Genomic DNA, 21,495 nt, shown 5'->3' on the forward strand with positions numbered 1-21,495 from the left:
AACGATCAAGGAAGGGTACTCCGCGAGCGGGAGCCGGTGCAGCCGGATGCACAGGCTGCTTCCTCAACTCCCCTATGACACACGCACGTTCTTCACGGCAAGATCTGCCGTAGTGAGCGGATTCATAGTGATTAAGCACCCCATCCGGGGCCCTGTACCGGGCCTGCGACCGGCTCAGGTCCCCGGATCCCGGATCCGGGCGACACGGAGAGGCCCGATGTTGACCGGACCGCGCGACGTCCTAGGTAGCCGCACCTCTTTCGGGGAAGATCTGGCTCAAGCAGCCCGCAAGCCCCAGGCACCCGGATCAGAAGTGGAAGAGTCAACCTATGCAGGTCTGGCCGGGACAGGCGTATCCCCTCGGTGCCACGTACGACGGCGCCGGGACCAACTTCGCGGTCTTCTCGGAGGCCGCCAACCGAATCGAGTTGTGCCTGCTGCACGACGACGGTTCCGAGACGGCGGTGGAACTCAGGGAGACCGATGCCTTTGTCCGCCATGCCTATCTGCCCGGGGTGATGCCCGGTCAGCGGTACGGATTCAGGGTCCACGGGCCGTACGAACCGGAGCGCGGCGTCCGCTGCAATTCGGCCAAACTGCTGCTCGACCCGTACGCCAGGGCCGTCGCCGGGCAGATCCAGTGGGGCGAGGCGGTGTACGGCTATCCGTTCGGCCGGCCCGACGCGCGCAACGATCTCGACTCGGCGCCGCACACCATGACCTCGGTCGTGGTCAACCCGTACTTCGACTGGGGCGACGACCGGCGGCCCCGTACGGACTACCACCGCACGGTGATCTACGAGGCCCATGTGAAGGGTCTGACGATGCTCCATCCGGGGCTGCCGAAGGAACTGCGCGGCACCTACGCGGGGCTGGCCCATCCGGAGGTGATCGCCCATCTGACGGAACTGGGCGTCACGGCGATCGAATTGATGCCGGTTCACCAGTTCGTCCAGGACCACCGGCTGGTGGACGCGGGGCTGGCCAACTACTGGGGTTACAACACCATCGGTTTCTTCGCCCCGCACAACGCGTACGCCTCCTGGGGGGACCGCGGTGAACAGGTGCTGGAGTTCAAGCAGGCCGTTCGGGCGCTGCATCAGGCCGGTATCGAGGTGATCCTCGACGTGGTCTACAACCACACCGCAGAGGGCAATCACCTGGGTTCGACGCTCTCCTTCCGAGGCCTGGACAATGCCTCGTACTACCGGCTCGCGGACGACCAGCGGTACTACATGGACACCACGGGAACCGGGAACTCCCTGCTGATGCGCTCGCCGCACGTGCTGCAGCTGATCATGGACTCCTTGCGGTACTGGGTCACGGAGATGCATGTGGACGGCTTCCGCTTCGATCTGGCGGCCACCCTGGCCCGGCAGTTCCACGAGGTCGACCGGCTGTCGTCGTTCTTCGATCTGGTGCAGCAGGACCCGGTGGTCAGCCAGGTGAAGCTGATCGCCGAACCGTGGGACGTGGGTGAGGGCGGCTACCAGGTGGGGAACTTCCCGCCGCTGTGGACCGAGTGGAACGGCAAGTACCGGGACACCGTGCGGGACCTGTGGCGGGGCGAGCCGCGGACCCTCGCCGAGTTCGCCGGGCGGCTGACAGGGTCGTCGGACCTGTACCAGGACGACGGCCGGCGGCCACTCGCCTCGATCAACTTCACCACCTGCCACGACGGATTCACGCTGCACGACCTGGTCTCGTACAACGACAAGCACAATGAGGCGAACGGCGAGGGCAACCGGGACGGCGAGAGCCACAACCGGTCCTGGAACTGCGGCGCGGAGGGCGAGACGGACCAGCCGGAGATTCTGGAGCTGCGCGAACGGCAGATGCGGAATTTCATCGCCACGCTGATGCTGTCGCAGGGCGTGCCGATGCTGAGCCACGGCGACGAGTTCGCGCGTACGCAGCGGGGCAACAACAACGCGTACTGCCAGGACAACGAGCTGTCGTGGGTGCACTGGCCCGCCCCGGCCGAGGCAGCGACGGACGATGCGGACGAAACCGATCCGGCCGAAGAAGACGGTCTCGGGAGCAGTCTGCTGGAGTTCACCCGGGCAATGGTCTGGCTCCGCCGCGACCATCCGGTCTTCCGGCGCCGCCGGTTCTTCCACGGCCGTCCGGTCGAGGGCACACACGACGAGCTCTCGGACATCGCGTGGTTCACACCCGAGGGCGGCGAGATGAAGCAACGGGACTGGCAGGCCGCGCACGCCAAGGCGCTGACGGTCTTCCTCAACGGCCATGCGATCTCGGAGCCGGGGCCGCGCGGCGAACGGATCTCCGACGACTCGTTCCTGCTGATGTTCAACGCGAGCGCCGACACGCTGGAGTTCTCCGTTCCGGTGAATCACGGCCGGCAGTGGCTGGTGGTGGTCGACACGGCGCGCCCCATCGGGGTTCTTCCCGGCTCGGGGCCGAAGGTGTCGGCGGGTGAACGGGTGACGCTGGTCGGGCGGAGCATGGCGGTGCTGCAGCGGCCCGCCTAGGTCCGGGCTTCCGGCCCGGCCGTTGATTCGACGACACCGCCGGTCGAGCCCTTTGCGGCGTTCGGTGACACAGGAGCCCGCAGGCTGGGTACGTAACGGCGCATGACGCCCACCGCCACCTACCGGCTGCAGCTCCAGCCGGACTTCCCGTTCGCGGCCGCCGGACACGCCGTGCCGTATCTCGCCACGCTCGGCGTCTCCCATCTGCATCTGTCCCCGGTCCTGGAAGCCGTGCCCGGCTCCAGACACGGGTACGACGTCGTCGATCACAGCCGGGTACGTGCCGAGCTCGGCGGTGAGGAGGGGCTGCGGGAGCTGGCCCGCACGGCGCATGAGCACGGTCTCGGACTGGTCGTGGACATCGTGCCGAACCACATGGCCGCGGTCCCCCGGCACAACCACGCACTGCGGGAGGTGCTGCGCGAGGGCTCCGAGTCCCCGTACGCCCGCTGGTTCGACATCGACTGGGCGGCGGGCGGCGGCAAGGTGCTGCTGCCGGTGCTGGCCGGACGGATCGGCGACGAGATCGACAGGCTCCGGGTCGACGGGGAGGTGCTGCGCTACGGCGAGCAGGAGTTCCCGCTCCGGACCGGCACCGCTCGTCTGCCGCTGCCCGAGCTGCTCGATGCCCAGCACTACCGGCTCGGCTGGTGGCGGCTGGCCCGCACCGAGCTGAACTACCGGCGGTTCTTCACCATCTCCGACCTCATCGGGGTGCGGGTGGAGGACCCCGAGGTCTTCGCCGCCACCCACAGCAAGATCCTCGAACTGGTCCGGGACGGGGTCGTCGACGGGCTGCGCATCGACCACCCCGACGGGCTCGCCGATCCTGCGGCCTATCTGGAGCGACTCTCGGCGGCGACCGACGGGCGGTGGACGGTGGTGGAGAAGATCCTCGGCCGTACCGAGCCGCTGCCCGCGGGCTGGGCCGTCGCGGGGACGACCGGGTACGACGCGCTGCACCGGATCGACGGCCTCTTCGTCGATCCGATGGGCGCCGCGGAGCTGCTCGGCCGCTACCGGGAGTACGCGGGGCCCGCCGGGGACCGCGGGGGTGACTGGACGTCGACCGTCCGCCGGGCCGCGTTACGGGTGGTGACGCATGAGCTGGCCGCCGAGACCGGGCTGCTGACCCGGCTCGCCGTACGTATCTGCGCCGAGGACCCCGCGCTGCGCGACCACGCACCGTGGACGCTGCACACCGCCGTGTGTGAACTTCTTGTACGCGTACCCGTCTACCGCCCGTATGTGACACCCGGCGGGCCCCGCGCGAAGACGGCTGAGACGACGCTCTCGGATGCGGCCGTACGGGATGCGGAGGCGGTGTTCTCCGTTCCGGAGGAGGCTTCGGCCGTCGAGGTCGTGCGGGATCTGGCAATGGGGCGGCTGGGCGAGGGGCCCGACCGGGCGGCGTTCTGCGCCCGGTTCGCCCAGACCGCGTCGGCGTTGCGCGCCAAGTCGGTCGAGGACACGGCGTTCTACCGGTACGTTCCGCTGATCTCGGCGAACGAGGTGGGCGGCGATCCCGGGCAGCCTGCGGTGACGCCGGAGGAGTTCCATGCGTTCTGTGCCCGGCTGGCGCGCGACTGGCCGACCACCGGCACGACGCTGACCACGCACGACACCAAGCGGAGCGCCGATGTACGGGCCCGGGTCGCGGTGCTGACCCAGTGCCCGGAGCAGTGGTCCTGGCTGCTGGTGGAGCTGGGGCGGGTGACTCCCGCGACCGCTCCCGATGCGCAGTTCGCCTGGCAGGCCTGGCAGACGGCCTTCGGCTGCGTGAAGCTGCCGGTCCGGGAGATGGCGGGCCGGCTGGAGCCCGCACTGCTGAAGGCGGTCCGCGAGTCGGGTCTTTTCACCAGCTGGACCGAGCCCGATCCGGCGTACGAGCGGGCGATGACGGACTTCGTCGCGGCGGGACCGGCCGCCGGCAACGGTCCGGTGCGCGAGGCGCTGGAGCGCTTCGCGGGCACGCTCGACCCGTACGTACGGGCCAATGTGCTCGGCGCGGCGCTGGTGCAGCTGACGATGCCGGGTGTGCCTGATCTGTATCAGGGCACGGAACGGGAGTACCTGGCGCTGGTCGACCCGGACAACCGGCGGCCGTTTCGCCACCCGTCCGGGGACGGGGCCTTCAGCGAGAAGGGGGAGCTCACCGCGGCGGCGTTGCGGCTGCGGCGCGAACGGCCGGAGGTGTTCGGCGAGTCGGGCACGTACGCCCCGCTGAGCGCCTACGGCCCGGCGGCCACGCACTGTCTGGCCTTCTGCCGCTCGGGCGAGGTGGTCACCGCGGTGACCAGGCTGTCGTTGCGGCTGACGGAGTCGGGCGGCTGGCGCGGGACGGAGCTGACGCTGCCGGACGACGGGCCGTGGACCGATCTGCTGGCGCCCGGCCGGAAGTTCACCGGGGCCACGGTCGCGCTCGTCGAGCTCTTCGCGCAGCGTCCGGTGGCGCTGCTCAGCCGGGTCGGACGAGAAGGGCCCGCGGACCGCGCGTGAGCACCCCCGTGCCGGCCGGGCGGAATCCGTCCGCCCAGCGGAGCCGCGGCATCGCGTCGAGCAGGGCCCGCAGGCCCTGCTGGGCCTCCAGCCGGCCGAGCACGACGGCCGGGCAGCCCGCCGGTCCGGTGAGGGACCGGCCCTGGTCGTGGCGGAAGGGATCGAAGAGGTCGGGTGCACAGAACCGTTCCGGATCGCGGCCCGCCGAGCCGATCAGACAGGCGACGGGTGCCCCGGCAGGCAGCGTGCCGCCGCTGAGGGTGACATCGGTGACGGTGCGGCGCAGCACGACCTGGACGGGCGGGTCACGGCGCAGCGACTCCGTCCAGGCCCGGACGGCCAGGGCGGGTTCGATGCGCAGCGCGGCCAGGAGGTCGGGGACGTCGAGCAGGTTGGCGAGGAAGGAGGCGAGCGCGGTCTCGCGGAGGCCGGTGTGCCGGGTGCAGGGTGCGGTGGCGGTGCCTCCCGATCCGGTGCGGGGCAGCCGGGTCGCGTACGGGCGGGCGGGCGTGTCGGCTACGGAACCGGCGGGCAGCCAGCGGCAGAACTCCTCGACGAGGTCGGCCTGTTGGCGGCCTGCGATGCGGTGCGCCAGCACGTAGGCGGTGCGCTCGATCCGCTCGGTCATGTGACGTGGCACTGAACCGGTCGCGGCCCTGCGCTGCTTGCGGGGCGTGCACAGGGTGCTGCCGTGGCAGAGTCCGAGGGGTGCGGGGCCGCCGCGGGGCGCGCTGTCGTGCGGGAACCCGGTGAACCGGGGGTCGCTGAGGGCCGTGGTCACATCCGCGTAGCGGCTGACCAGCCAGGCGCCCAGGGGCGCGTCGTAGCTGAGCGGGTATTCCGCGCGCAGGATGCGGTAGAGCCGGTACGGGTCGTGTGCGGCGCCGGGTGCGAGCAGGCTGGGGCCGGTGCCGGGGCGGCATCCGCGCGCCGTCCGTCCGGTCCGGCGGCCGGGGTCCGGTGCGGGTATGCCCTCGGACGCGTCGGCCTGCATCGGTACCCCCGGGGCGTAAGGGCGCCGGTGTGCGGCGCGGTTCCTCACCAGCGGATCACCGACGGGGGCGTTGCGCAGTCGGTGTACGGCCGTCCGGGTGGCGACGGTGTACCCGGCCGGGCCGGGCCCCGGTCCGTGGGCGACCGGGGGCGGAACGGCCAGGGGACTCCGAGCGGATCCGTGAACGCGGCGGCGGCCCCGGTCAGCTCGACACGGAGGGTGCGGCCGTACTGGACAGCCACGACCGTCCGACGCTCTCCGAGGCGGTCGGCGCAGCCTTCCTCACCCTCGCCGGCCACGGCCTCCATCAGCAGTCCTGATGCCGCGTCGCCAGGCCTGCCGTACGACTCAGGCAGGGGGCCCGAGGACGGGCGCGGAGAGCCGGAAGCTCATCCGTCCGAAGCTCACCTGGTCCCCGTCGCGGACCGGGACCGTACCCGTGACCCGCTGTCCGTTGACACAGGTGCCGTTGGTCGAGCCGAGGTCGCGCAGCAGCCAGCGGCCGCCCTGCACGGTGAGTTCCGCATGGAGCCGGGAGACGGTCTCGTGGTTGAGCCGCAGCCCGTTGCCCGGATCGCGGCCGATCAGCAGGGGGTGTGGGCTGGGAGTGGGGAGCAGGAGTTTCGGGAGGCGTTCGGTCTGCCAGACCCGGCGCACCCGGCCGGGAAAGCCGGACACTCCGCTCACGACCCGGAGTATCCGCCGTGACCAGCGGTCTTCGCTCTCCAGGTCGGCGGTGAGCGCCTCCAGCTCCTCCGAGCGCCGGGCGGTGAGGGCGAGTTCCATGCGCCGCATGAAGGTGTCGTGGGACAGCTTGCCCTGCGCAGCGCCGTCTCTGAGCACGCCGAGAACACGGTCGCGCTGGGCATCGGACAGCCGCGCGGGATACGTGTGGAACTCGAAGGGAGACGTCACGCAGCCAATTGTCGGGCCGACCGCCCCGGAGTGTCCAGAACAACCCCGCATTCCGCCCTCCTGACCTGCACGGAACACCTGCTCCGGAATTTCTGAGCAGTGCCGGGCAGACGTTGCTACTCTCTCCCGCCGCAGGCCGCCCGTCGATCGCCGCATGCCTTCTGCGCGCCTCAAGGAGACTTTGTGACCCATGCGCCAAAGGAATTGACCATCCGTCCGCTCGCCGGTCCGCAGGAGCTCGTGCTCTTCCGCCGACTGTCGTACGTACTCGATCACGAGCTCGGCGAGGACCTGGAGAGCGGGCGTCGCCGTCCCGAGTGGATGTGGGTGGCACTGCGCGGCGAACGCGTGGTCGCGCGGATCGCCTGGTGGAGCCGGGACGGTGACGTACCCCTGTTCCTCGACTTCTTCGACCTCGACGACACCCTGCCCGAGCCCGAACGCGGCGAGGCGGGCCTGCGACTGCTGGAGGCGGCGACGGCAGCGGTCGTGCCCGCCGGTGCCCCACGGCCCGAGTACGGACGCTTTGTACCGGCCGACTGGCGCGAGGACCCTGCGGCCCGTGATGTCGTCGAGGCCCGGATACGGGTCATGGAGCGCTCCGGTGCGCGGATGATGGTCGAGCGGCTGCGCCTGGAATGGCGCGCCGGTACGCCGGTCCCCGCCGACAGCGGCCGGCTGCGGTTCCGCCCGGTCGACGGGCGGGAGGATCTCCTCGCGCTGATGACACCGGTGATGGAGGGCACCCTCGACGCCCACGGCCGGGCCGACCTGGCATCCGGACTCGGCGCCCGCGAGGCGGCCGAGAAGCACTACGACGAGGAGCTGGCGACGTACACGACACCGCGCGAGTGGTGGCGCATCGCCGAACTCCCGGGCGGTGAACCCGTCGGGTTCGTGATCCCGGCGCGCAACAACTACAACCCGGTCATCGCCTACATCGGCGTGCTGCCGGCCCTGCGCGGCCACGGCTACATCGACGACATCCTCGCCGAGGGGACCAGGGTGCTGGCCGCACAGGACGGCGTGGAACGGATCCGGGCCTCGACCGATCTCGGCAACATCCCGATGGCCAAGTCCTTCCAGCGCCTCGGATATGTGAACTTCGAGCGCTCCTTCGACATGGTCTGGGATTGATCCGGTGGACGGTCCGCCGGACCGCCGGTTACGGTGACCGCCCGCCCGGGAACCGAGGAAGGTCCTGGATCACGGGCGGTTCAGCTGGTGGTCATGGCGTCCGGGCTGGTTGTTCGCATGGGGGGGCGTGTCCGCCATGGACGAAGCCGTCGGAGCAGGGGGGCCGTCACACGCCGGCCGTTCTTCCACTGCGTAGGCGGCGGACACGGACGCCGGCGATCACAAGGGCGGTAACCAACAGCAGGATCCCGGGGACCAGCGCCTTGAGTGCGACACCACCGGACGCTTCGGCGTCCACGGCTGCGGCCGGGGCGATGCCTTGGCCGTGCGGGAATCTGATCTTCGCGTGGAACTTCTTGACGAGCAGTCCGCTTTTCAGTTCAAGGGTGGCGCGCCAAGGGCCGTCGGCCACTTCGTCGGTTACCGAATCATCACTGGCTCGGACTGATGGGGTGCTAAGCTCGTGCCCAGCTGTACCTGGTAGGGGCCGCGTTGAGGCTTCCCGACACCGAGGACAGCTTCAGGGTGCCGGACAGGTCCAGAGCTCGGCGCCCGGTGTTGATGACCTGGGCGCGCACGATCGCGCGCCCGTCCGGGCCGCGTTCAGCCGTCATCGTGCGCGCGGTGAAGTCCGGGGCCGGGGGTTGTGGCAGCCGGCTGAGAGATACACCCGGATGCCGGTGACGACGAATGCCCCGGCAACTCGGCCACGACCTCGATGGGAACCCTGGCCCGCAGCAACCGGGTCGCCCGGCTGTGCCGCAGCACATGCGGCGTGAAGTGCCCGATCCCCGTCCGCTTGCGCAGCCGGGCCGCCGGGTCCTCGATCGCGCTGCGGGTCATGGGAGCGCCCGCCGGCGGCCGGAACAGTACCCGAGCAGCGCGGGCACTGCTCGGATACGGCCTGCTCGCCGAGTGCGCGCACTTCCTGGCTGCTCAGGGCGCCAAGTCCGTCGCGGGCGCCACCGACCGGGGCAACGCGCCGATGGCGGTCGCGTTCGCCCGGCCGGCCATCGCATCAGCCAGGAATGCATCCGTCCGGTGTGAGTTCCGCCAGCCAGTCCAGGCGGAGCTGCTGCTCGGCGGGGATCGTCGCATCCTCGCCTCGCGGCCCCACATTGAGCAGCAGATTGCCGCCCGCCGACGCCGTCTCCCGTACCAGCGAGTCCAGCGCGTCCCGGCCGAGGAACGCCTCGGGCGGGGAGTTGCGGTTGTAGCCGAAGCTGTGGTCGATGCCACGGGTGATCTCGTACGGGTCGGGGCCGGTGTAGCGGGCGAATTCGGGCGTACGGAAGTCGTAGTACGGGGGTTTGCGCGGGACGAAGCCTTCGCCCTGGGCGATGGTGCGGCGCTCCCAGCGGTCGTACAGGGCCTTGGCGCCCGGGAGTTGCAGTGCACGCCACCTCGGTGCGTACGGGAACAGCCGGTCGTTGACGACGCCGTGCGGGACGGTGAACCGGTAGTACTCCACCAGCCGCTGGACGTCGGAGCGGGAGCCGGGCCAGGCGATGTCGTTCCAGAGGATGTCGGGGCGGTAGCGGCGGATCAGTTCGCGTATCTGGGCGCCCGCGTACGCGGGGTAGCTGCCGCGCGGGACGGCCGAGACGGTGTCCGCGCCGGTACCGATGGGCCGGTCGTCGAAGGTCCAGTCGAGGCCGCCGGAGTAATAGACGCCGAAGCGCAGGCCCTCGGCCCGTACGGCTTCGGCGAATTCACCGACCACATCGCGCGAGGTGTGCCAGCCGGTGCGGTGCGGGTTGCCGACCTCGGAGGGCCAGAGACAGAAGCCGTCGTGGTGCTTGGTGACGAGGACGGCGTAGCGGGCGCCCGCGGCGCGGAAGCTGCTGGCCCAGGCGGCGGGGTCCCAGGAGTCCAGGGCGTCGTTGAAGTCGCCCCCGAAGGCGGCGTACGGGCGGGTGCCGTAGGTCGCGCGGTGGTGGGCGGAGACGGGGCTGTCGGGGAAGCGGAGCGCGTTCTCGTACCACTCGGCGTACGACGTCCAGCCGAGCGGCGAGCGGCGGCCCGCCAGGGGCAGCTCGTCCGCGGGGACGTACGGCGGGGCCCAGCCCGGTACGGAGGCGGGCGTCCAGTGCACAAAGATCCCCAGTCGGGCCCGGGACCACCATGAAGCAACCATGGCGCGAAGTATTGATCACACAGGGGGTCGTTCGTAAGATCCGGGCACCTCCGGGGCACCTTGCCGGACCCTGACGAGCTGATGGCGAGCGGCCGATGATCCTGGACGATCCCCGTACGGAACCGCAGCGCCGCGTCGGCGGTGGCTGGATCGGTGGTCTGGTGCTGGCCAATCTCGGCCTGTACATGGCTTTTCTCACCCCGATCCAGGTGCTGCTCGCGGAGCAGATCGACGATCTGACCTCGTCCGGCAAGGAGGTCGCGCTCGGCTGGGCGACCGGGGCCGGGGCGCTGGTCGCGGTGATCGCCAACCCCGTCGCCGGCGCGCTGTCGGACCGTACGGGCGGACGGTTCGGCCGCAGGCATCCGTGGATCCTGGGCGGTGCGCTGGTGGGCGCGGCGGGTCTGGCGGTGACGGCGGCGCAGACCACGGTGGTCGGAGTGGCGCTCGGCTGGTGTCTGGCGCAACTGGGGCTGAACACGATGCTGGCGGGCACCAGCGCGGTGGTTCCCGACCAGGTGCCGGTGCGGCAGCGGGCGGCGGTTTCGGGGTTCATCGGCATACCGCAGACACTGGGGCTGGTCTTCGGGGTACTGCTGGTGTCGGTGGCGGTGACCGGGACCGGTTCGGGCTACCTGGTGCTTGCGGGGCTCGTGGTGCTGTGTGCACTGCCGTTCGTGCTGATGACCCGCGACCCGGTCGTGCCCGGGGTGCGGGGGCCGGTGGTCCGGCTGAGGGACTTCTGGGTGAGTCCGCGGCTGCATCCCGACTTCGGGTGGGCGTGGCTGACCCGTTTCCTGGTCCAGCTGGGGAATGCGATCGGCACGCTCTATCTGCTGTATTTCCTCAAGGACGCGGTGCATTACCCGGATCCGGACATGGGCGTGCTGTATCTGACGCTGCTCTACACCGGTGGTGTGGTCGTGACGGCGGTGGCGGGCGGGATCGTCTCGGACCGTCTGGGAAAGCGGAAGATGATGGTCAGCGCCTGTTCGATGGTGATGGCGGCGGGGTCGCTGCTGCTGACGTTCTGGCACACCTGGCCGGCTGCGATGGTGGCCGCGGCGGTGCTCGGGCTCGGCTACGGCATCTATGTGGCGGTCGACCAGGCGCTGATCACCCAGGTCCTTCCGACGGCCGTCGACCGGGCGAAGGACCTGGGGGTCATCAATATCGCCAACTCCGCACCGCAGGTCCTCGGCCCGGCACTGGCCGCGCCGATCGTGGCGTACGCGGGTGGCTATGCCGGGCTGTATCTGGCGTCGACCGTGGTGACGGTGGTGGGCGGGGTGCTGGTGTGGCGGATCAGGTCAGTGAGTTGAGCCGCCGGTGCCGGTCTTCTGCGCACGGATCAGATCGCGGTACCAGGCGTACGAGTCCTTGGGCGTCCGGCGCAGCGTCTCGTAGTCGATGTGGACCAGGCCGAACCGCTTGCTGGCGCCCTCGGTCCATTCGACGTTGTCGGTGAGCGACCAGGTGAAGTAGCCGCGGACGTCGACGCCCGCGTCGATGGCCGTCCGCAGGGCCTTCAGGTGTCCTTCGAGGTAGGCGATCCGGCGGGTGTCCCGGGCCGGCTCGTCGACGGCGCAGCCGTTCTCGGTGATGTAGAGCGGCGGGAGCCGGTCGCCGAAGCGGCTGTGGAGCTGGACGAGGGTCTCGCGCAGGCCGTCGGGGACGATGGGCCAGCCGAAGTCGGTCTTCTCGTAGCCCTCTATCTCGCGGATGCCGAAGGGGAGTTCGGCGGGCATCTCAAAGCCGGAGAAGGATTCCAGGGCTTCCGTGTTCGGGGCGCCGACAAGCGTGGGGCTGTAGTAGTTGACCCCGTACCAGTCGATCGGGGTGGAGATGGTCGACAGGTCGTCCTCGACCGGGCCCGGCATCAGCGCGGCGAAGTTCTCGTCGGGGTAGCGGCCGGTGAGGATCGGGTCGGCGAACATCCAGTTGGTGATCGTGTCGTACAGCTGCGCGCCCAGGCGGTCCTCGTCACGGTCCCCGGCGGTCCAGACGGGGGTGTGCGAGACGGCGATGCCGATGTTGTCGGCGCCCGCGCCGCGCAGCGCGCGGACGGCCAGGCCGTGGGCGAGGAGCTGGTGGTGGGCGGCGGGCAGGGCGTCGAAGAGGAGGGTGTGGCCCGGTGCGTGCTCGCCGAGGGCGTAGCCGAGCATCGTCACTTCGGCCGGTTCGTTGATGGTGATCCACATCGGTACGCGGTCGGCGAGGCGCTCGGCGACGATGCCCGCGTACTCGGCGAAGCGGTAGGCCGTGTCCCGGTTGAGCCAGCCGCCCTCCTCGTCCAGCGGGAGCGGGGTGTCCCAGTGGTAGAGGGTGGGGGCCGGGGTGATGCCGTGGGCGCAGAGTTCGTCGACGAGGCGGTCGTAGAAGTCGAGCCCCTGCGGGTTGATGGGTCCGCTGCCGCCGGGCACCACGCGCGGCCAGCTGACGGAGAACCGGAAGGCGTCGGCGCCGAGGCCGGCCAGGAGGGCGACGTCCTCGCGGTAGTGCTGGTGGAAGCCGGTCCCGCGGGTGGTGTCGGTGCCGTCCTTGATCCGTCCGGGCTGTGCGGCGAAGGCGTCCCAGCCGGAGGGGCCCTTGCCGTCGGTGTCGGACGCCCCTTCGGTCTGGAACGCGGAGGCGGAGGCTCCCCACAGGAAACCGGGCGGGAACGACGGCACATTCATCTCGGCCTCCACAGCCGTAAGAGGGAGTGCGTATTGAGTAGCGCGTATTGAGCAGAACCTGGCGGGGCAATGATCAGAACCAGACCTTAATCGCCAGTAACGGGCTCGATCCAGTGTCGCGAGTCAGTCGTCGCGGCTGATGCCGACCATGGGGCACGGGGGCGAGGAGACGAGGAGCGTTGCATGCTGTTCGAGGTATGGGCACCGGATGCGGACTCGGCCGAACTGCGGCTGGCGGGTGCGCTGCGGGCCATGGGGCGTGATCCCGTACGGGCCGGCTGGTGGACAGCCGAGGCGGAGGCGTCGGACGGGGACCGCTACGGCTTTGTGCTGAACGGGGGCGCGAACGGCGGGGCCGATGGGCCCGTGCTGCCCGATCCGCGCTCGCGCCGTCAGCCGGACGGGCCGGACGGCGAGAGCGCCGTCGTCGACCACTCGGCGTACACCTGGCGCAATGACTGGTCGGGCCGGGGGCTCCCGGGCGCCGTCCTGTACGAGCTGCACATCGGTACGTACACCGACGAGGGCACCCTCGCCGCCGCGGCGGCCCGGCTCGGTCATCTCGCCGAACTGGGCATCACCCATGTGTCGCTGATGCCGGTCTGCCCTTTCCCCGGTACCCACGGGTGGGGGTATGAGGGGGTGTCGCTCTGGGCCGTGCACGAGCCGTACGGCGGCCCGGAGGGGCTTAAGCGTTTCGTCGACACGGCGCACGGTCTCGGGCTCGCGGTCGTCCTGGACGTCGTCCACAACCACCTCGGCCCGTCCGGCAATCACCTCCCGGCCTTCGGCCCGTACTTCACCGAGACCCACCACACACCGTGGGGCGCGGCGGTCAACCTCGACGCGCCCGGCTCGGACGAGGTGCGGGCGTATCTGCTGGGCAGCGCGCTCGCCTGGCTGCGCGACTACCGACTCGACGGACTGCGGCTGGACGCGGTCCATGCCCTGGCCGACACGCGGGCGCTGACCTTCCTGGAGGAGCTGTCCACGGCGACCGACGCGCTCGCTGCGGAAGTCGGCCGTCCGCTCTCGCTGATCGCCGAGTCCGACCTCTGCGACCCGCGGACGACGACACCTCGCGAATCGGGCGGGATCGGCCTGCACGCCCAGTGGAACGACGACTTCCACCACGCCCTGCACACCGCGCTCACCGGTGAGTCCCAGGGCTACTACGCGGACTTCGCCGCCGCCCCGCTGGCCGCCGTGGCCAAGACCGTGACGAGTGCGTTCTTCCACAACGGCACGTACTCCAGCTTCCGCGGCCGCACCCACGGCCGCCCCGTCGACATCGCCCGCACCCCGGCCCACCGCTTCGTCGGCTACGCCCAGACCCACGACCAGATCGGCAACCGGGCACTGGGCGACCGGCTCTCCGCCACGCTCTCGCCCGGTCTGCTGGCCTGCGCCGCGGCCCTCGTACTGACAGGGCCCTTCACCCCGATGCTGTTCATGGGCGAGGAGTGGGGCGCGCGCACCCCCTGGCAGTTCTTCACCGACCACACCGATCCGGCGCTCGCCGAGGCGGTCCGGGGCGGCAGACGGCGGGAGTTCGCGGCGCACGGCTGGGCGGCGGACGACATTCCGGACCCGCAGGACCCGGCCACCCGGAACCGCTCCTGCCTGGACTGGAGCGAACCGGCTCAGGAGCCGCACGCCCGTCTGCACGCCTGGTACCGCGAGCTGATCGCACTGCGCCACACCCTGCCCGACCTCTCCGACCCGGACCTGGCGTCGGTGCGGACCGCCCACGACGAACAGGCGCGCTGGCTGGCATACCGGAGGGGAGATCTGCGGATCGCCGTCAACCTCGACGAGAAGCCGGCCATGATCCCGCTGGGCGGCGGCCGGCGCCGGGGAGCCGGAGGCAGAGTCGTGGCCGCGTGGGAGCCGGTGGAGGCCCCGGGCGGCGACGGGCTGCTGCATCTGCCGCCCCAGTCGTGCGTGGTGCTGGCCGACGACTGATCTCCGGGGGCGCGCGGTGAAGCCCTTGCCTTCGGGTGCGCTCCAACTCGTACGGTCATGGCCATGAAACAGCGTTTTCTCGGCAGGACAGGACTGCGCGTCAGCGAACTGTGCCTGGGCACCATGACGTTCACCAGGGCGGGCGACGAAGCGGCCGCCCACCGCATCCTCGACACCTTCACCGAGGCGGGCGGCACCTTCATCGACACGGCGGACATGTACGACCGCGGTGGCTCGGAGGAGGTGCTCGGCCGCTGGCTCAAAGGTCACAACCGCGACAGCCTCGTCATCGCGACCAAGGTGTGGGGACAGATGAGCGACTCCCCCAACGACGCCGGGCTGAGCCGCAAGCACATCCTCTCGGCCGTAGAGGCGAGCCTGCGCCGTCTGGGCACGGACTACATCGACCTCTACCAGACCCATCTCTGGGACATGAACACACCGATCGAGGAGACCTTGGCCACGCTCGACACCCTGGTCGAGTCGGGCAAGGTGCGCTACCTCGGTGCGAGCAACCTCTGCGCCTCACAGCTCCAGCTGTCCCTCGATCTCGCCCGGCACCGCGGCCGGACGCCATACGTCTGCCTCCAGCCGCTCTACAACCTCCTGCACCGCGAGGTCGAGTGGGAGCTGGCACCGCTCAGCGTCCGGGAGGGCGTCGGGATCATCCCGTGGTCGCCGCTGGACGGCGGCTGGCTGTCCGGCAAGTACCGGCGCGGCATGACGGACGCGCCCGCAGACTCCCGCGCGGCCCGCAACCGGGCAAACGGGGGCGACGACTGGCGGCGCCGGGACAACGAGGAGACCTGGCAGGTCGTGGACGCCGTCCTGGCCGTGGCCGAGGAAGCCGGCCGCACCCCCGCCCAGGTCGCACTCCGCTGGCTCCTCGGGCGGCCGGGCGTCACCGCCCCCATCATCGGGGCGCGCACGATCGAGCAGCTCACCGACAATCTCGGCGCCGTGGGCTGGGAGCTGACGGCCGAGCAGACGGCGAGGCTGGACGCGGCGAGCGCCCGCCCGCTGCCGTATCCGTACGACATCCTGGAGCGGCTGAGCGACCGGGACCGTTAGGGCCGGGTGCTACTCGACGATCGCCAGTTCGCGCGCGGTGCCGTTGAGGCGTCGGCCACCGTCCTCGGTCACGGTCACGATGTCCTCGATCCGGACACCGAACCGGCCCGGCAGATAGATGCCCGGCTCCACGGAGAAGCACATCCCCGGCACCAACGGCTGCTCCTCGCCCTCGATCATGTACGGCGGTTCGTGGGTGGTGACGCCGATCCCGTGGCCGGTGCGGTGGATGAAGCGCTCGCCGTAGCCGAACTCGGTGATGACGGCGCGGGCCGCCCGGTCGATCTCCTGGCAGGCGACGCCGGGCCGGACCGCGTTGCAGCCCGCCTCCTGGGCCTCCCGCACGATGTCGTGGACCCGCTGCTCCTCGGCGGTGGGCTCGCCGACATGGACCGTACGGGAGGTGTCGGAGCCGTAGCCGTGCTTGAGGCCGCCGAAGTCGAGCACGACCATGTCGCCCTGCTCGATGGTGCGGTCGCCCGCCTCGTGGTGCGGATTGGCGCCGTTCGGGCCGGATCCGACGACGGTGAAGTCGACCTGGGAGTGCCCGAACCGCTTGAGCAGATCGGCCAGATCGGCGGCGATGTCGGTCTCCTTGCGGCCGGCGAAGCGCACCTTGAGGATCTCGCCGTACGTGGCGTCGGCGGCGGCCCCGGCAGCCGCGAGCCGCTCCAGCTCAGCGGCGTCCTTCACCGCGCGCAGCATCGGCAGGGCCTCGGTGAGGGAGACGTACGAGGTGTCCGGAAGCGTCCGCTGCAGCCCGAGCAGATGCATCGCCCAGGCGTTGTCGCTGACCGCGAACCGGCCCCGGCCGTCGAGCAGCGGGGCTGTGACGGCGTACGGGTCCTTGCCGTCGGTCCAGTCCCGGAGGGTGAGGGCGGGCGCCCCGACGGCCTTCTCGGCGTCCGGAGCCTCCAGGGTCGGGACGACCAGGACCGGGTCCTGGCCCGGTGTGAGGACGAGGACGGTGAGGCGTTCGGTGTTCACGGGCTGGTAGCCGGTGAGGTGGACGAGATCGGGTCCGGGGGCGACCAGCACCCCCGCGAGCCCGGCCTCGGCGGCGCTCTCGGCGGCACGCGTCATCCGGGCCCGGTAGTCGTCGGCGGTGAACGGTACGGGCTGGTTCGGGCTGGACATGCGGACCTCCTGGCGACGCGACACGGCATACAGCATCCTGCCCGTACGTGCCCGTCCACGCGAGCGGGGGTTGTGAACTGCTGTCGGTACAGCGCATCCAACGCCGTTCGGGATGCGCCCAGTGCACATCGGTGGGTCCAGGACTCACTCATGCGCACTGGCTGGGAACGGTCAGGTTTCCGGGTGCAGCCGTACGACGAGGCCGGCGCGGGCGCGGCCCCGTTCGACCAGGCGTGCGTTGGGTTCGTCGGACCCGGCCACCCATTGTTCTGCGTACGGCCGGGGCTTGCCGAACCGCACATGCCGGTCGACGAGCCGGCGTACCCGCAGAGCCGGTTCGAGTTCCAGGAACCAGACCTCGTCGAGCAGCCGGTGCACGGACGCCCAGGCCCCTTCGTCGTGCAGGAGGTAATTGCCCTCGGTGACGACGAGCGGGATGTCCGGGGGGACGGGGACGGCCCCGGCGATCGGCTCCTCCAAGGCGCGGTCGAAGGCGGGGGCGTACACGGTGGTCTCCGGTTCCGGGAGGCGCAGACGCCGGAGCAGGGCCGCGTAACCGGCGGCGTCGAAGGTGTCGGGGGCGCCCTTGCGGCCGGCGCGGCCGAGCCGTTCCAGCTCGGCCCGGGCGAGGTGGAAGCCGTCCATGGGGACGAGGACGGCGAGACCGTCGAGAGCGTCGACGAGCTGTGCGGCCAGGGTGGACTTCCCGGCTCCGGGCGGTCCCGCGATGCCGAGGATGCGGCGGTGGCCGGGGACGGCGAGGCGCAGGGCGCGCGCCGTCAGCTCGCTGAGGTCGCTGATGTCCATGCGGGGCATTGTCCCGCCGCGTGCCCGACGGATGTGATGGTGGTGCGGACTGTGCGGTTCCGCAGGGGCAGGTAGTGTTACGTATAACGAACTGGCTCACCACACCATTGCCGCCCCCGTCCGAGGAATCCCATGCCGCACATCGCCCTGGTCACCCTGGTCGTCCGTGAATACGCCGAAGCAGTCTCCTTCTACACCGATGCCCTCGGCTTCGAGCTGGTGGAGGACACCGACCGGGGCGACGGCTCGCGCTGGGTGGTCGTGCGTCCGCGCGGCACGGAGGGGACCGGGCTGCTCCTGGCCCGCGCCAAGGACGAGGCGCAGCGGGCGAGCATCGGCGCACAGACGGGCGGCCGGGTGGGCTTCTTCCTGCACACCGAGGACTTCGCGGGCGACCACGCCCGGATGCTGGCCGCCGGGGTGCGGTTCCTGGAGGAGCCGCGGCACGAGGCATACGGATCGGTGGCGGTCTTCGAGGACCTGTACGGCAATCGCTGGGATCTGCTTCAGCCCACGCGGCCCTGACCTGCGGCACCTGCGTCCGCAGGAGTCGTCGGTGGTCGCCGTCGCGTTGGGCACGTGGCGATCGTGCCCTTCACCGGCTGCGTACCTGTCCGGGCCTCGCCGAACCGGCGGCGGCGCGGACCGATCTCGCCCGTGAATCGCTGACCGCGGCGAAGGTCCTGATGAAGCGCGCGACGTAGCAGGTGAAGGCAGGGATCGGCGAGGTGGGCCGTGGCCCGCATGAAGGACCAGCACGGCTGGATGAACTGCCCTGCCGGTCGCACGCCGCACGACCGGCACGGCCGAACGAACGGCCGGGGCGAGACCGTGCGCAACCGGCCCCGGCCGCACAGTGCCCCCGTCAACCGGGCACGGCGCGCGTCAGCGCGTGCCCTTGCCCTCCAGATAGGCCAGCACCGCAAGCACCCGCCGGTGCACCGTGCCGTCGTCCGGTTCCAGGCCGAGCTTGGCGAAGATCGAGCCGATGTGCTTGCTCACGGCCCGTTCCGTCACCACCAGTTCGGTGGCGATGGTGCCGTTCGCCTTGCCCTGTGCCATCAGTTCCAGGACTTCGCGCTCGCGCGGAGTGAGGCTCTGCAGGGGCTGGGCCGACGACTTGCGGGTCAGCAGCTGGGTCACGACCTCGGGGTCGAGCGCCGTGCCGCCGCCCGCCACCCGGTCGAGCGCCTGCAGGAACTGGTCGACGCGGCCCACCCGGTCCTTCAGCAGGTACCCGATGCCCTGGGCGCCCTGGGCGAGCAGCTCGGCGGCGTACGTCTCCTCGACGTACTGCGAGAGGACCAGGATCGGCAGTTCGGGCATCTCCGCGCGGGCGGCGAGTGCGGCACGCAGCCCCTCGTCGCGGAAGGTGGGCGGGAGCCGTACGTCGAGCACGGCGGCGTCCGGGCGGTGTTCCAGCAGGGCGGGCAGCACCTCGGGTCCGGTCGCCGCGTCGGCCACCACCTCGTGGCCCGAGCTGGTGAGCAGCAGGATCAGCCCCTCCCTCAGCAGCGCGTTGTCCTCGGCGATCACGATCCGCACGGCAGCTCCACTTCGATGTGCGTCGGCCCCCCGGTGGGGCTGTTGATGCGGGTGGTGCCGTCGAGGGCGGCGATCCGTCGCCTGATTCCGACCAGCCCGCTGCCGGCGCGTTCGTCCGCGCCGCCGTGACCATCGTCGCCGATGGCCACCCGCAGGGTGCCGGGGGTCCGGTCGATCCGTACGGTCGCGGCTGTCGCACCGCTGTGTTTGCTGATGTTGGTGAGGGCCTCGGCGATGACGAAGTAGGCGGCGGCTTCGATCGCGGCCGGCAGCCGTCGCCCGTCCTCGACACCGTCGATCTCCGCGGTGACGGGCACGCTGACGTCGGCGGCCAACGCCCGTACCGCACCGGCCAGACCACGGTCCGTCAGTACGGGCGGATGGATGCCGCGCACCACATGCCTCAGTTCCGCGAGTGCCGCCTCCGCGCCGTCCTGTGCCTCGTCGAGGCGGATGCGCGCGGCGGCCGGGTCGCGGTCGAGGAGCTGCTTGGCGAGGCCGATGCGCATGGACAGGGCGACGATCCTGGCCTGGGCGCCGTCGTGCAGATCCCGTTCGATGCGTCGCAGTTCGGCGCCGTGCGCCTCGACCGCCCCGGCCCGGCTCTCGGTCAGCTGGGCGATCCGCTCGGCGAGCGCGGTGGACGGCGAGGAGGTGAGCAGCGACCGGGTCCAGCTCGCCGACAGATCCGCGAGTACGCAATGCCAGCGCAGCATCCATCCCCGGCGCGCGGGCAGCGGTGTCCCGTACTCGTCGGCGGCCCGCCGGTCCAGCAGGTGCACGACGGGCAGCGCGGCCCCGTCGACGAGGAGCCCGACCGGCCACAGCACCATCGTGAGGTAGCCGAGGAGGTTGCCCATGAGCGCCTGGATCGGCAGCCAGAGCGCGTCGCGCCAGACCGTCGGGTCGGTGAGCACGCGTCGGACCCGCTCGGAGAGTTCACCGCCGTCCAGCGGTGGATACGGCGTCGGCGTGAACGGCACGCCGAGCCGCGCGGCTGCCCGACGGCGCTCGAACTCCGCGAACCGGCGCAGCACTTTGGCGGCCTCGGGCAGGGCGGGCAGCCCGATGATCACAACAGCGAACATCAGGGCCGCCACCACCAGGAACGTGCCCACATATGCGAGCAGCGCGATCGGAATGCCGATGAACAGATAGCGCGACGCATCCCACGAACGCCGGATGGCGACCGTCAGTGGGGCGGGAGTGGTGCTCATGGCACAGCACGTTACGGGGGTTCACCCGCCACCGGAGTGGGGGCCTCCCCCTGACCGTGGTGGAGCTGGCTGAACCCCCTGTCCGGGAGCGCGCACCCTCGCCCGGAGACCCGCTTCTTCATAGCGTTTATGACGCTCGGAAAGAACGAGGCGGAGAAGGAACGGTGGAGTCGACGGTGGACACGATCACAGCGGTGCGGGCGACCGCGCTGAGTCTGGAGTCGGTGAGCCGACGCTACGGACGGCGTGGCGGCGGCAGCCAGGAGGCGATCGCGCTCGACGCGGTGAGCTGTGCGGTCCCGGCCGGGAGCTTCACCGCGGTGGTGGGCCCCTCGGGATCGGGGAAGAGCACGTTCCTGCAGTGTGCGGCGGGCCTGGACCGTCCGACGGCGGGGACGGTACGGGTCGGGGGCACCGATCTCGGCTCGCTGTCCGAGGCCGCACTGACCCGGTTGCGCCGTGACCGGATCGGCTTCGTCTTCCAGTCGCACGCCCTGAATCTGGTGCCGTCGCTGAACATCGAGGAGAACGTCGTGCTGCCGCTGGTGCTGGCGGGCGCCGATCCGGCGGACGAACGAGTGTTGGCTCGCGGCCGGGATCTGCTGGCCCGGGTCGGCCTGACGGGCCGCGGCGGGCAGGGCCCCGCGACGCTCTCCGGCGGCCAGCAGCAGCGGGTCGCGGTCGCGCGGGCGCTGGTGACCGAACCCGATGTGATCTTCGCGGACGAACCGACGGCGTCCCTGGACCCGGAGTCGGCGTCGCTGGTGCTCGGTCTGTTGCGGGACGCGGTACGGATCGACGGCCGTACGGTCGTCATGGTCACCCATGATCCGGTGGCGGCGAGCTGGGCCGACACCGTGCTGACGATGGACGGCGGCCGGCTGCGATGAGCACGAAC

At 70.9% G+C, this 21,495-nt stretch carries 20 protein-coding genes; 8 read left to right on the forward strand and 12 right to left on the reverse strand.

What is annotated here, in order from left to right; genetic code table 11:
• Positions 1-329 precede the first annotated feature (329 nt).
• Both glgX and treY read left to right on the forward strand, forming a co-directional pair.
• A complete protein-coding gene (glgX, locus tag OG609_RS08210) occupies positions 330-2,495 on the forward strand; it encodes a glycogen debranching protein GlgX (protein ID WP_327272197.1) in 2,166 nt (721 codons plus the stop codon).
• Between the two features lie 102 nt (positions 2,496-2,597).
• Positions 2,598-4,994, forward strand: a complete 2,397-nt coding sequence (gene treY, locus OG609_RS08215; RefSeq protein ID WP_327272198.1) for a malto-oligosyltrehalose synthase — start codon at positions 2,598-2,600, stop codon at positions 4,992-4,994.
• Here the strand turns inward: treY and OG609_RS08220 are convergent.
• From OG609_RS08220 to OG609_RS08230, 3 genes are read right to left on the reverse strand one after another with little or no spacing between them, the layout of a single operon-like run.
• Entirely contained in the window at positions 4,954-5,988 is a 1,035-nt protein-coding gene (locus OG609_RS08220) for a cytochrome P450 (RefSeq protein WP_327272199.1), read from the reverse strand. The two genes, treY and OG609_RS08220, sit on opposite strands and share 41 nt — an antisense overlap.
• Positions 5,989-6,032: 44 nt before the next feature.
• Complete coding sequence (locus OG609_RS08225; RefSeq protein ID WP_327272200.1) at positions 6,033-6,296, reverse strand: hypothetical protein; 264 nt, start codon at positions 6,294-6,296, stop codon at positions 6,033-6,035.
• 40 nt (positions 6,297-6,336) lie between these two features.
• Positions 6,337-6,903 (reverse strand): DUF1707 and FHA domain-containing protein, encoded by a 567-nt coding sequence (locus tag OG609_RS08230; RefSeq protein WP_327272201.1) that lies wholly within the window; start codon positions 6,901-6,903, stop codon positions 6,337-6,339.
• Between the two features lie 183 nt (positions 6,904-7,086).
• Here OG609_RS08230 and OG609_RS08235 point away from each other — a divergent pair, with 183 nt between their 5' ends.
• A complete protein-coding gene (locus tag OG609_RS08235; RefSeq protein ID WP_327272202.1) occupies positions 7,087-8,040 on the forward strand; it encodes a GNAT family N-acetyltransferase in 954 nt (317 codons plus the stop codon).
• A 166-nt stretch (positions 8,041-8,206) separates the two neighbouring features.
• Here the strand turns inward: OG609_RS08235 and OG609_RS08240 are convergent, their stop codons facing one another.
• The 4 genes from OG609_RS08240 to OG609_RS08260 all read right to left on the reverse strand — a co-directional run bounded on the left by OG609_RS08240 (position 8,207) and on the right by OG609_RS08260 (position 10,177).
• A complete protein-coding gene (locus tag OG609_RS08240) occupies positions 8,207-8,452 on the reverse strand; it encodes a hypothetical protein (RefSeq protein WP_327272203.1) in 246 nt (81 codons plus the stop codon).
• A 43-nt stretch (positions 8,453-8,495) separates the two neighbouring features.
• The gene (locus OG609_RS08245) at positions 8,496-8,654 is read right to left on the reverse strand and encodes a hypothetical protein (RefSeq protein ID WP_327272204.1); all 159 of its coding nucleotides are present in this window, start codon (positions 8,652-8,654) and stop codon (positions 8,496-8,498) included.
• Positions 8,644-8,883, reverse strand: a complete 240-nt coding sequence (locus OG609_RS08250) for a tyrosine-type recombinase/integrase (protein WP_327272205.1) — start codon at positions 8,881-8,883, stop codon at positions 8,644-8,646. Before OG609_RS08250 ends, OG609_RS08245 begins: the two co-directional genes overlap by 11 nt.
• Before the next feature lie 175 nt (positions 8,884-9,058).
• Positions 9,059-10,177, reverse strand: coding sequence for an alpha-L-fucosidase (locus OG609_RS08260; RefSeq protein ID WP_327272206.1), 1,119 nt, complete (start codon positions 10,175-10,177; stop codon positions 9,059-9,061).
• Between the two features lie 95 nt (positions 10,178-10,272).
• Between OG609_RS08260 and OG609_RS08265 the strand changes: the two genes are divergently transcribed.
• Positions 10,273-11,499: an MFS transporter gene (locus tag OG609_RS08265; RefSeq protein WP_327272207.1), complete on the forward strand. Its 1,227-nt coding sequence runs from the start codon at positions 10,273-10,275 to the stop codon at positions 11,497-11,499.
• Here the strand turns inward: OG609_RS08265 and OG609_RS08270 are convergent.
• The gene (locus OG609_RS08270) at positions 11,488-12,855 is read right to left on the reverse strand and encodes a GH1 family beta-glucosidase (RefSeq protein ID WP_327272208.1); all 1,368 of its coding nucleotides are present in this window, start codon (positions 12,853-12,855) and stop codon (positions 11,488-11,490) included. The two genes, OG609_RS08265 and OG609_RS08270, sit on opposite strands and share 12 nt — an antisense overlap.
• A 183-nt stretch (positions 12,856-13,038) precedes the next feature.
• On the opposite strand from OG609_RS08270, the gene treZ reads away from it, so the two are divergent.
• The gene (gene treZ, locus OG609_RS08275; protein ID WP_327272209.1) at positions 13,039-14,820 is read left to right on the forward strand and encodes a malto-oligosyltrehalose trehalohydrolase; all 1,782 of its coding nucleotides are present in this window, start codon (positions 13,039-13,041) and stop codon (positions 14,818-14,820) included.
• Between the two features lie 63 nt (positions 14,821-14,883).
• On the forward strand, positions 14,884-15,891 hold the full coding sequence (locus tag OG609_RS08280; RefSeq protein WP_327272210.1) for an aldo/keto reductase: 1,008 nt from the start codon (positions 14,884-14,886) through the stop codon (positions 15,889-15,891).
• Positions 15,892-15,900: 9 nt separating this feature from the next.
• Here OG609_RS08280 and OG609_RS08285 read toward each other — a convergent pair whose 3' ends face one another.
• Together OG609_RS08285 and OG609_RS08290 are read right to left on the reverse strand one after the other, a co-directional pair.
• A complete protein-coding gene (locus tag OG609_RS08285) occupies positions 15,901-17,028 on the reverse strand; it encodes an aminopeptidase P family protein (RefSeq protein ID WP_327272211.1) in 1,128 nt (375 codons plus the stop codon).
• A 171-nt stretch (positions 17,029-17,199) separates the two neighbouring features.
• A complete protein-coding gene (locus OG609_RS08290; RefSeq protein WP_327272212.1) occupies positions 17,200-17,835 on the reverse strand; it encodes a nucleoside/nucleotide kinase family protein in 636 nt (211 codons plus the stop codon).
• Positions 17,836-17,967: 132 nt separating this feature from the next.
• Between OG609_RS08290 and OG609_RS08295 the strand changes: the two genes are divergently transcribed.
• Positions 17,968-18,360 (forward strand): VOC family protein, encoded by a 393-nt coding sequence (locus tag OG609_RS08295; RefSeq protein ID WP_327272213.1) that lies wholly within the window; start codon positions 17,968-17,970, stop codon positions 18,358-18,360.
• Between the two features lie 360 nt (positions 18,361-18,720).
• Here OG609_RS08295 and OG609_RS08300 read toward each other — a convergent pair whose 3' ends face one another.
• Both OG609_RS08300 and OG609_RS08305 read right to left on the reverse strand, forming a co-directional pair.
• On the reverse strand, positions 18,721-19,380 hold the full coding sequence (locus tag OG609_RS08300) for a response regulator transcription factor (RefSeq protein WP_327272214.1): 660 nt from the start codon (positions 19,378-19,380) through the stop codon (positions 18,721-18,723).
• Positions 19,368-20,597 carry a sensor histidine kinase gene (locus tag OG609_RS08305; protein ID WP_327272215.1) on the reverse strand — a complete coding sequence of 410 codons (1,230 nt, stop codon included), beginning with the start codon at positions 20,595-20,597 and terminating at the stop codon, positions 19,368-19,370. The genes OG609_RS08300 and OG609_RS08305 overlap by 13 nt, the downstream gene beginning before the upstream one ends.
• Positions 20,598-20,761: 164 nt before the next feature.
• Here OG609_RS08305 and OG609_RS08310 point away from each other — a divergent pair, with 164 nt between their 5' ends.
• Positions 20,762-21,487: an ABC transporter ATP-binding protein gene (locus OG609_RS08310; RefSeq protein ID WP_327272216.1), complete on the forward strand. Its 726-nt coding sequence runs from the start codon at positions 20,762-20,764 to the stop codon at positions 21,485-21,487.
• The last annotated feature ends 8 nt before the right edge of the window (positions 21,488-21,495 follow it).

Source organism: Streptomyces sp. NBC_01224 (genome assembly GCF_036002945.1).
Taxonomy (GTDB): domain Bacteria; phylum Actinomycetota; class Actinomycetes; order Streptomycetales; family Streptomycetaceae; genus Streptomyces.